Consider the following 9,550-nt stretch of genomic DNA (forward strand, 5'->3'; position numbering starts at 1 on the left):
AAGTACAACCTACTAAAACTTGACACATACGATTAATTTTCGGCTTTGTGTTTGACCTTAAAAGCTAGTATACTGGGAAGAAGCGAAAACTTGGCAATCTTTTAAAACCAACCAATGATAGAAAGAAGAAATTATGACACTGCAACAAGAAATCTTTGAACAAATAAAAAAACATCAACGAATTATTATTCATCGCCATCAACGCCCAGATCCAGATGCAATCGGCTCTCAAATCGGATTAGCAGAAATTATTCGTGCTTCTTTTCCAATGAAAACCGTTCTCGCGGTTGGTAAGCAGATTGGTGGTTTATCATGGATTGGCGAAATGGACACGGCTGATGATGATGATTATGATGATGCTCTCGTAATTGTCACAGATACTGCTAACCCACCACGGGTTGACGATAATCGTTATACCAATGGTCAAGAATTAATTAAAATTGATCATCATCCTGATGATGACCCATATGGCGATTTGGCTTGGGTAGTTCCAAGTGCATCAAGTAGTTCGGAAATGATTTTTGATCTTTATCATCAGTTTAAACATGAGCTGACTTTAAATGCCAAAGCTGCAAAGGCATTATATGCTGGGATTATTGGTGATACAGGTAGATTCTTGTATTCAGCAACTACACCGCACACAATGCGTGTGGCAGCTTCTTTAATGGCAACTGGTTTTGATGTTACAGCAGTAAATCAAAAATTAGATAGTATCCCATTATCTGTCGCTCACTTATCTGCATATGTGTATCAAAATTTGACGATCACGGAAGATGGCGCAGCAACCGTTTGTTTAACTAGTGAAGTTTTGGATCAATTTGATTTAAAAGACGCCGGAACTGCTGGGGTCGTGCCCCTACCTGGTAAAATTGAATCGGTTGTTTGTTGGGCAATTTTTGTGGTTCAAAGGGATGGGACTTATCGCGTCCGATTACGTTCTAAAGGTCCAACAATTAACGAATTAGCTAAGAAACACGATGGTGGTGGACATGCTTTAGCCAGTGGTGCGAAAGCTAAGGATCTTGATGAAGTTCAAACGATTCAAAATGAATTAGCGGCGATCGCAACGGCTTATAAGAAAAGCAAGAAGGAGTAATTAATGAAAAACGGTTTTTCAGAATTTAATTTACAACCATTTTTGATGAGTGCTTTGGATAAAATTAATTTTACCCAACCAACTCCAGTTCAAGAAAAATTGATTCCGGTGATTTTAGCTGGTAAAAGTGTGGTTGGTCAGTCACAGACAGGTAGTGGAAAAACCCATACCTTTTTGTTACCATTGATTAACCAAATTGATCAATCAAAAAAACAGGTTCAGGTCGTAATTACAACCCCTAGTAGAGAACTTGCGTATCAAATTAATGCGGCAGCTCGTCAATTAGTAGACTCTGACGAAGTTCACATTGAGATTGGTAATTATGTTGGTGGAACAGACAAGAAGCGTCAGATGGATAAATTGAAACATCGCCAACCAGAGATTGTTATCGGGACTCCAGGAAGAATTTGGGACTTGATTCATAGCCAGGCTTTAGATGTTCATCAAGCTTCTAAATTTGTTGTGGATGAAGCCGACATGACGCTTGACATGGGATTTTTAAATGAAGTAGATAAAATTGCTGCAAGTTTGCCCAAAAGTTTACAAATGATGGTTTTCTCTGCAACGATTCCGAAGTCTTTAAATGCCTTTTTAAAGAAGTATATGTCAAATCCAGTTATATCAGAAATTCCAGTTGAAAGTATCATTAGTCCCACAATTGATAACTGGTTAATTTCAACGAAAAGTAAAGGTAAAAATAATGTCATTCATCAGTTATTAACAATTGGTGAGCCTTACTTAGTTTTGATTTTCTGTAATACCAAGGAACGGGCTGATGAGTTAACGGATTATTTAAAGCGGCAAGGATTGAAGGTAGCTAAAGTTCATGGTGGCGTGCAACCACGGGAACGAAAACGAGTTATGAAGGAAATTCATAATCTTGATTTTCAATTTGTTGTGGCAACTGATTTGGCATCCCGAGGCATCGATATTGAAGGTGTTTCAATGGTCATCAATGATGGTATTCCAGATGATCTTGATTTCTTTATTCATCGAGTTGGTCGAACTGGCCGAAATGGCATGTCCGGAACAGCCATCACACTGTATGAACCAGGTGAAGAGGAAAAAGTTTCCGAGATTGAAAAATTGGGTGTGAAGTTCCAACCAAAAGCGATTAAAAACGGTGAGGTTGTAGACTCGTATGATCGTAATCGACGAACCAATCGGGTCAGAGATCACCACAAATTGGACCCAACGATGGTCGGAATGGTTAAGAAGAAGAAACGTAAGGTCAAGCCTGGATATAAACGTCAAATTAGAAAAGCAATTGAAATTAAAGATCAAAAAGATCGACGTAAGGCACAGCATACTGAATTTTTGCGGACTAAACGTCAAAGAATTAAACAACACAGAGCTAAAAGAAATCATGACGAAGATTGACAAGGTAATATTTTTTGCAATATAATAATTTTGATTGAGGACATATTAAAACGAATAAACTTTCAGAAACGTTTTGGATGCTGTGAAAAACGAGTTTAGGGTTTTGATGCTACCTTGGAGATGTTTCGCGACTCTGCGTTAAAGAGGTCAAGAGGTTAACGAGTAAGATCGTTGCAAGTAAAGTGGTACCGCGCATAAGCGTCTTTACTAGCAACGGTCTTTTTGTGCAATTAGAAGAGGAGAAGATCATGGAGAGAAAATCAAGTAGTGAAGTCAGAAAAATGTTTTTAGACTTTTTTAAGTCTAAAGGCCATATCGTAGAACCAAGTGCACCATTAGTACCCCACGATGATCCCACATTATTGTGGATTAATTCTGGGGTAGCCACAATGAAAAAATATTTTGATGGTAGTGTTGTGCCTGATGTTCCCCGGCTAACTAGTTCGCAAAAAAGTATTCGAACAAACGATATCGAAAATGTCGGCCATACCGCACGCCACCATACTTTATTTGAAATGCTCGGTAATTTCTCAGTAGGTGATTATTTTAAAGAAGAAGCAATCACGTGGGCGTGGGAATTGCTGACAAGTCCAGATTGGTTTGCAATGGATCCAGAAAAATTGTTTATTACGGTTTATCCAAAGGATACGGATGCAAAACATTATTGGGAATCAGTAGGTGTTTCAGCAGATCATATTATTCCAGTAGAAGATAACTTTTGGGATATTGGTGAGGGCCCAAGTGGTCCAGATTCCGAAATCTTTTATGACCGTGGTGAATCTTTCAATAACTTAGCTGAGGACGATCCAGAAAACTATCCTGGTGGGGAAAATGAACGCTACTTAGAGATTTGGAATATTGTTTTCTCACAATTCAATCATAAGCCAGATGGTTCATATGAGCCATTGCCACATAAAAATATTGATACGGGGATGGGACTTGAACGGGTAGTTTCGATTTTTCAAAATGCACCTACTAATTTTGAAACTGATTTATTTTTACCATTGATCCATGAAACAGAAAAATTTAGTGGTAAAAAATACAATGATGATAAGGAACAAGACGTGGCTTTTAAGGTTATTGCAGATCATGCCCGGGCCATTACGTTTGCAATTGGTGATGGCGCACTGCCTTCAAATGAGGGTCGTGGCTATGTGATTCGTCGCTTAATTCGGCGAGCGGTTATGTACGGTCAAAAACTTGGGATTAAAGAAAGCTTCTTGTTCAAGCTAGTACCTGTTGTCGGCAAAATTATGCAGTCCTATTATCCAGAAGTCTTGGAACAAAGTGACTACATTGCCGAGGTTGTGTCATCAGAAGAGAGTCGTTTTAACGAAACACTTAATGATGGTGTCCAGTTGCTTGATCAAATCATCAAAAAAAATAAAGAAAATAACGAAAAAGAAATCAGTGGCTCTGACGCGTTCAAGCTATTTGATACGTATGGTTTTCCTTTAGATTTAACTACTGAGTACGCACATGACGAAGGCTTAGAGGTTGATAAAAAAGGTTTTGAAACTGAAATGCAGCAACAAAAGCAACGGGCTCGGGCAGCACGAGGAAATCAAACTTCTATGGGTGTTCAGTCTGGGTTACTCACGGGAATTCAAACTCCAAGTCGCTATGTTGGATATACAGAATTAACTGCAGATCATGCAGTTTTGAAGAATATTATTCAAAATGATCAACTTGTAACGGATGCCAAAAAGGGTGAGGCGCAATTAATTTTTGATGTAACGCCGTTTTATGCCGAAATGGGTGGCCAAGTTGCCGATAAGGGAACAATTACAGATGAAGATGGTAATGTCGTAGCCGAAGTAGAGGACGTTCAGCATGCCCCTAATGGTCAAAATCTGCATACTGTTAAAGTTCTTGAACCTTTGCAAACTGAACAAGCCTATTCGTTAAGTGTGGACCGTCATTTCCACAGTAAAGTTGAAAAGAATCATACGGGAACTCATTTGCTCGATCAAGCTTTACGAGATGTTTTTGGAGAACATACTAAACAGGCTGGCTCTTTAGTTGAACCTGATTATCTTCGTTTTGATTTTACGCACTTTGGACAAGTTACCCAAGAAGATTTACAAAAAGTGGAAAGCATTGTTAACCAAAAAATCTTTGCTGAGATTCCGGTTAAAACTGTGGAAACTGATATTGAATCTGCTAAAAAGTTGGGAGCCATTGCTTTATTTAGCGAAAAGTATGGGAAAAAAGTTCGTGTGGTCAGTGTTGGCGACTACTCTGTTGAATTTTGTGGTGGTGATCACGTTAAAAATACAAACGAGCTAGGTTTGTTTAAGATTGTTTCTGAGTCTGGTGTTGGGGCTGGTGTTCGGCGGATTGAGGCTGTGACTTCAGCTGAAGCATATGAATACTTGTTGAGTCATGACGAACTTTTAACTCAAACAGCTAAGCAAGTAAAGGCTGTGCAAGTAAAAGATACACCACAAAAGGTGGCTCAATTACAAGAAACGGTTAAAACACTTACTCAAAAAGTTACAAATCTTGAAAACAAAATGGCTAAACAAGAAGCAGCTGGCATCTTTGATAATGTCCAACAGGCCGGTCAATACTCAGTAGTCGCAAGTGTTGTAAAGGTTACTGGCATGTCCCAATTACGAGATTTGGCGGATGATTGGAAGCAACGAAAAGTCTCAGATGTTTTAATCCTCGGAGCTGCTGTTGGTGAAAAGGCTAATTTATTGGTTGCCGTTTCAGACGCCAAAGTTAAGGCTGGATTGAAGGCTGGTGATTTAATTAAAGCGATTGCCAAAGAAATAAATGGAGGCGGTGGCGGCCGTCCTAATTTGGCACAAGCTGGTGGTAGTAAACCAGCTGGACTCGAACAAGCATTGGCAAATGGAATTACGTGGTTGACGGAAAAATAGTCAAATGTTTCAGCTTGAATAATAACGTATTACGGATTGATTACATTGGACTGCATTGTTTGTACTTTTGTGGGGTATCATGTAAAATTACGTCGATAACGATACAGGAGGTGCTTTCGATGAGTAAATTAGATAAAACAATGTTTTTCGATTTTAGTAACGATGCACCTAATGACTTACATGAAACGTTGAAAACTGTTTATGATGCTTTGGAAGAAAAGGGATACAATCCGATTGACCAAATTGTTGGCTATTTACTCTCGGGAGACCCAGCATATATTCCAAGATTAAATGATGCGCGCAATTTAATTCGTAAACATCAACGGGATGAAATTATTGAAGAATTAGTACGTAGCTATCTTTCAAAGGATCGGAACGATTTGAACAAATCCGGCCAGTCAGCAGGTCCTATCAAATGAGATTAATGGGATTGGATGTTGGTTCTAAAACAGTCGGGATTGCCGTTAGTGATGCGTTAGGTTGGACTTCACAAGGCGTGGAAATTGTTCCAATCAATGAAGCACAAAAAGAGTTCGGTTTGGATCGCATGAAAGAACTAGTCGCTCAATATGAGGTGGCTGGTTTTGTGGTCGGATTGCCTAAGAATATGAATAATACTTCTGGTCCTCGGGTTGATGCAGCAAAGGCTTATGGGCAACTGATGATTGATACTTTTAATTTGCCAGTTGACTATGAAGATGAGCGGTTAACGACGGTTGAGGCACAACGTATGTTAATTGAACAGGCTGATACATCTCGAAAGAAGCGCAAAAAAGTTATTGATAAGTTGGCAGCTAGTTTGATTCTTGAAAACTACTTAAACCGCCAGGGTAAACTATTAAATAAATTGAAGTGAGGATTTCTAATGAGCGAAGAAGACAAAGAACAACAAATTACACTCGTTGATGAACACGGAAATGAAGAACTTTACAACGTTTTATTTACATTTGATTCAGAAGATTATGGTAAGTCATATATGTTCTTATATCCATCTGACGCAGAGGATGATGCGGAAGTGGACATTCAGGCATATTCATATGTTCCTGATGCTGATGGCAACGCAGATGAAGGCCAGCTAAACGAAATTGAATCAGACGATGAATGGAAAATGGCTGAAGAAGTCTTGAACACCTTTTTAGGTGACAATGACGAAGACTAATTACCATTTGTGAAATAAGTAAACGATCAAATCTGAGTGACTCATTATTCAGATCTGGTCGTTTTTTGTTTGACAAGCTTTTGAATGACTCGATAATATTAAAACTGAAGAAAAAGCGGTAGAATATGATTAAACGAATAAAGGACTTTAAATGATGAATAAGAAAATTTTTAAAACATTAGAGTATCAGAAAGTAAAAGATAAATTAAAACCTTATTTGACTTCTCAAAATGGGCAGCAAGAACTAGCTGATCTAGGGCCAATGGTGGATAGAGATAAGATTCAATTTGCGCTGACCGAAACTCTAGATGGTGCAGATGCCTATCGGCTAAAGGGTGGCATTCCAATTGCCAAACTCGATAATATTTCGCCACAAATGAAACGGCTTGAAATTGGCGCAACTTTAAGTGGTCTCGAGTTGTCACAAGTAACAAAAATGTTACGAACCACACAGGATGTTTTAAACTTCTTTCAGAAACTTCAGGAAGAAAAGATTGACTTCAGAACTTTATATACAACCGTTAACAAGTTACAGTCTTTACCAGAGATCTCCAAACGTTTAATGAAATCCATTGAAGGCGATGGTCACATCACCAATGAAGCATCCGATAAATTGTTTGGGATTCGGAACCGAATCACAACAACTGAATCAGAAATTAGAGCTAAGATGGATGGTTACACGCGAGGGAAGGATGCTAAGTATTTAAGTGATTCGATTATAACCATGCGTGATGGCCGTTATGTTATTCCTGTAATGGCTCAGTATCGTAGTCATTTTGGGGGCGTGGTCCATGATCAAAGTGCTTCGGGACAAACAATGTACATTGAACCCCAAGCGGTTATGGAGCTTAATAATCGTTTACGTCAAAATCAAGTTGAAGAGAAAAATGAAGAAGAACGCATTTTAACTGAGTTATCGGAATTATTAATTCCATATCGAGAAGATTTGCTGAATAATGCGACAATTTTAGGTCACCTCGATTTTATCAATGCCAAAGCCCGCTATGCTGCTGAGATTAAGGCAACCGAGCCAACAATATCAGATCAAAATCAAGTCCATTTCAGGCAGGCCCGTCATCCTTTAATTAGTGCTAAAAAGATTGTTCCAAATGACATTGACCTTGGTGAGGATTATAAAGCGTTGATTATTACTGGTCCTAATACCGGTGGTAAAACAATTACTTTGAAGACGTTTGGTTTACTACAGTTAATGGCTCAGTCCGGTCTATTTATTCCAGTAGCTGAAAATAGCCAAATGGGAATTTTTACAGAAATATTTGCCGATATTGGCGATGAACAATCAATTGAACAAAACTTGAGTACTTTTTCTTCTCACATGGACAATATTGTAAAAATATTAAAGAAGGTTGATGATCATAGTTTAGTTTTGTTTGATGAGCTTGGTGGTGGAACAGATCCTAAAGAAGGGGCTGCATTAGCGATTGCTATTCTAGATCGAGTTGGAAGTTCTGGGAGTTACGTAATGGCAACAACGCATTATCCTGAGCTAAAAGCGTATGGTTATAATCGCCCTGAAACTATGAACGCAAGCATGGAATTCGACACACAGTCTTTGGAACCGACTTATAAACTATTAGTTGGAATTCCGGGAAGTAGTAATGCATTTGATATTGCCACACGTCTAGGACTTGAGTCGGGGATAATTACCCAGGCTAGATCTTTGATCGACCAAGATAGTCAGGATTTAAGTGCGATGATCTCTGATTTATCTAGTCGGCAAAAAGAGGCAGATGATCGGTCAGCTAAATTGAAGGTTGAAGTAGATGAAGCCACAACCTTGCATAAGGATTTAGCCAACGAATATCAAAAATTACGTAATTCAAAAGATCAGTATTTAGAAAAAGCCAAATTAGAGGCTAACAAATTAGTTGAAGATACCGAAGAAAAGACGGATGTCATTATTAAACGCCTTCGTAAAATGGAAATGCAAGGTGGCGTAGCAATTAAGGAAAACAAACTCATTGATTCTAAGAGTGAGTTAAATGCTCTCCATCAGGCACCAAATTTGAAAAAGAATCGTGTTTTGCAACGAGCAAAAGCAAAACAGGCCTTAAAGCCAAATGATGACGTGATGGTGACAAGTTATGGACAACGAGGGTCATTGCTACGGCAGACAGATAAAAAACACTGGGAAGTCCAAATGGGCATTATTAAGATGAAAGTGCCCACAGATGAAATTGAAAAATTAGCGCCTGAAAAAGGGCAGCCTCAAAGAAATCGCACAACTATTCATCGCACTAGCTCATCCGTTAAGCCAACGCTTGATTTGCGTGGCAAACGCTACGAAGAAGCTATGACAGAAGTGGATCGCTACATTGATTCGGCGTTACTTGCTGGCTATCCAATGGTAACCATTGTTCACGGAAAAGGTACCGGAGCTTTACGTAAAGGAATTACGCAATATTTACAAGGAAATCGACAGGTTAAGCATTTTGAATATGCGGCACCAAATGCTGGTGGTAATGGTGCAACGGTTGTTCAATTCAAGTAACTAATTTTTTGTAAGCAAAATCTTTGGCAATTAAATAGTTATTTGATAAACTGTGATTAGTTAATATGAGAAAGAAGGGTATCAAATGGTAGAAGCAATTACGGATGATAATTTTAAAGAAAAAACAGGTCAGGGTGTGACATTAACTGACTTTTGGGCAACTTGGTGTGGGCCTTGTCGGATGCAATCACCAGTTGTTGAACAACTTGAAGGTGAAATGACTGATAAAGTTCAGTTTTCAAAGATGGATGTGGATGCCAATCCTAAAACTGCCCAGAATTTTGGAATCATGAGTATTCCTACACTTATGGTTAAAAAAGATGGAGCCGTAGTGGATACATTGGTAGGCTACCATTCAAAAGAACAGATCCAAAAAGTATTGGATCAGTATGCTTAATTAAAATAAAGAAATGTGAGTTACAGGCTAATGTAAGAGTGACAGTTACATTGGTTCTGTAGCTTTTTTATTGTAAGGTAAATAAAGAAGGTTCTTCGTCAACTGTTGTTGGTGAACA

Annotated in this window: 8 protein-coding genes; all 8 read left to right on the forward strand. The window is 38.6% G+C overall.

Features of this window, described 5'->3' with window-relative positions:
• The first annotated feature begins 133 nt into the window (after positions 1-133).
• The gene (locus tag IV84_RS08330; protein WP_046872062.1) at positions 134-1,096 is read left to right on the forward strand and encodes a DHH family phosphoesterase; all 963 of its coding nucleotides are present in this window, start codon (positions 134-136) and stop codon (positions 1,094-1,096) included.
• A 3-nt stretch (positions 1,097-1,099) separates the two neighbouring features.
• Positions 1,100-2,476, forward strand: coding sequence for a DEAD/DEAH box helicase (locus IV84_RS08335; RefSeq protein WP_056986404.1), 1,377 nt, complete (start codon positions 1,100-1,102; stop codon positions 2,474-2,476).
• A 248-nt stretch (positions 2,477-2,724) separates the two neighbouring features.
• Positions 2,725-5,364, forward strand: coding sequence for an alanine--tRNA ligase (alaS, locus tag IV84_RS08340; RefSeq protein WP_046872064.1), 2,640 nt, complete (start codon positions 2,725-2,727; stop codon positions 5,362-5,364).
• Positions 5,365-5,483: 119 nt separating this feature from the next.
• Positions 5,484-5,783 (forward strand): IreB family regulatory phosphoprotein, encoded by a 300-nt coding sequence (locus IV84_RS08345; RefSeq protein ID WP_056986406.1) that lies wholly within the window; start codon positions 5,484-5,486, stop codon positions 5,781-5,783.
• Positions 5,780-6,220, forward strand: a complete 441-nt coding sequence (gene ruvX / locus IV84_RS08350) for a Holliday junction resolvase RuvX (RefSeq protein ID WP_046872066.1) — start codon at positions 5,780-5,782, stop codon at positions 6,218-6,220. Before IV84_RS08345 ends, ruvX begins: the two co-directional genes overlap by 4 nt.
• A 9-nt stretch (positions 6,221-6,229) precedes the next feature.
• A complete protein-coding gene (locus IV84_RS08355; protein ID WP_056986408.1) occupies positions 6,230-6,523 on the forward strand; it encodes a DUF1292 domain-containing protein in 294 nt (97 codons plus the stop codon).
• A 154-nt stretch (positions 6,524-6,677) separates the two neighbouring features.
• Entirely contained in the window at positions 6,678-9,035 is a 2,358-nt protein-coding gene (locus IV84_RS08360) for an endonuclease MutS2 (RefSeq protein ID WP_046872074.1), read from the forward strand.
• 85 nt (positions 9,036-9,120) lie between these two features.
• Positions 9,121-9,432 carry a thioredoxin gene (gene trxA / locus IV84_RS08365; RefSeq protein WP_046872068.1) on the forward strand — a complete coding sequence of 104 codons (312 nt, stop codon included), beginning with the start codon at positions 9,121-9,123 and terminating at the stop codon, positions 9,430-9,432.
• Positions 9,433-9,550: the final 118 nt, after the last annotated feature.

The sequence above is a fragment of the Pediococcus damnosus genome, from assembly GCF_001437255.1.
Lineage (GTDB): Bacteria > Bacillota > Bacilli > Lactobacillales > Lactobacillaceae > Pediococcus > Pediococcus damnosus.

Bases quoted from the DNA above. Each gene is read 5' to 3' on its own strand.
- IV84_RS08330 (WP_046872062.1), top strand. From the start codon at position 134: ATGACACTGCAACAAGAAATCTTTGAACAAATAAAAAAACATCAACGA.
- IV84_RS08335 (WP_056986404.1), top strand. From the start codon at position 1,100: ATGAAAAACGGTTTTTCAGAATTTAATTTACAACCATTTTTGATGAGT.
- alaS (WP_046872064.1), top strand. From the start codon at position 2,725: ATGGAGAGAAAATCAAGTAGTGAAGTCAGAAAAATGTTTTTAGACTTT.
- IV84_RS08345 (WP_056986406.1), top strand. From the start codon at position 5,484: ATGAGTAAATTAGATAAAACAATGTTTTTCGATTTTAGTAACGATGCA.
- ruvX (WP_046872066.1), top strand. From the start codon at position 5,780: ATGAGATTAATGGGATTGGATGTTGGTTCTAAAACAGTCGGGATTGCC.
- IV84_RS08355 (WP_056986408.1), top strand. From the start codon at position 6,230: ATGAGCGAAGAAGACAAAGAACAACAAATTACACTCGTTGATGAACAC.
- IV84_RS08360 (WP_046872074.1), top strand. From the start codon at position 6,678: ATGAATAAGAAAATTTTTAAAACATTAGAGTATCAGAAAGTAAAAGAT.
- trxA (WP_046872068.1), top strand. From the start codon at position 9,121: ATGGTAGAAGCAATTACGGATGATAATTTTAAAGAAAAAACAGGTCAG.